The organism is Vibrio sp. 1731, assembly GCF_033339955.1.
Taxonomy (GTDB): domain Bacteria; phylum Pseudomonadota; class Gammaproteobacteria; order Enterobacterales; family Vibrionaceae; genus Vibrio; species Vibrio alginolyticus.
This window is the reverse complement of sequence record NZ_JAWOVO010000187.1, coordinates 1-1,011: the sequence shown is the minus strand read 5'-3', so window position 1 is coordinate 1,011 and position 1,011 is coordinate 1. Positions and strand designations below refer to the sequence as shown.

The 1,011-nt window shown below is 46.3% G+C and carries 2 protein-coding genes; both read left to right on the top strand.

Going from position 1 to position 1,011, the window contains the following annotated elements; all coding sequences use genetic code 11:
- The coding region (apaG, locus tag R7035_RS26130; protein WP_318146439.1) for a Co2+/Mg2+ efflux protein ApaG at window positions 1-289 on the top strand (289 nt) is incomplete at its 5' end.
- 16 nt (window positions 290-305) lie between these two features.
- On the top strand, window positions 306-1,011 hold a 706-nt coding region (locus tag R7035_RS26125), incomplete at its 3' end, for a symmetrical bis(5'-nucleosyl)-tetraphosphatase (protein WP_318146438.1).

Sequence of the window (1,011 nt, the reverse complement as noted above, 5' to 3'; positions counted from 1 at the left end):
CTACGTCATTACCATTAAAAACCTCAGCCAGCAGACAGTGCAGCTCATAAGTCGCCGATGGTTGATTACCGATTCCAACGGTAAACAAATGACGGTAGAGGGAGAAGGTGTTGTTGGGCAGCAGCCGTTTATTCCAAGCAACGATGAATACACTTACAGCAGTGGTACCGCGTTAGAAACGCCTGTTGGTGTCATGCAAGGACACTACAAAATGCTGGATGAAAAAGGCCAGGAATTCATCACTGAAATTGAGCCATTTCGTTTAGCGATTCCGAACGTTTTAAATTAATAAGATTGGAGATTCAGTGGCTACCTATATTGTTGGTGACATCCAAGGCTGTTTTGACGAACTACAGCAGCTACTCAAGCGCGTCAACTTTTCCACTCAACATGACCAACTTTGGCTCGCAGGAGATTTGGTGGCTCGCGGCCCGAAATCACTCGAAACACTGCGCTTCGTAAAGTCACTCGGTGACAGCGCAAAAGTCGTACTCGGCAATCATGACTTACATTTACTGGCTGTATCTTACGGCCTGAAAAAGCGAAAAGACAAAGATAAAACGACCCCTATTTTCCTCGCTAAAGACCGCGAAGAACTGCTCTCTTGGCTAGCTAAACAACCTCTTCTGGCAGAGCACGACGAGTTTGTGATGTGTCATGCGGGTATCTCACCGCAATGGGATTTAGAAACAGCCAGACAATGCGCTCGCGAAGTAGAACATATTATCCAAGGCGAAGAGTTGCCGTGGTTGCTAAAAAACATGTACAGCAACTTACCAGATCTTTGGGATGACTCACTGGAAGGTCTGGATCGCTATCGCTATATCATCAATGCCTTTACAAGAATGCGTTTCTGCTTTTCTGATGGTCGTTTAGATATGGACTGCAAACTGCCTCCGCAAGAAGTCACAGGTGACCAATTGGTACCTTGGTTTGAACTGCCGCACCGCATACCGTTAGAAAAAACAGTGTTATTCGGCCACTGGGCAGCATTGCAAGGCTATATCGATG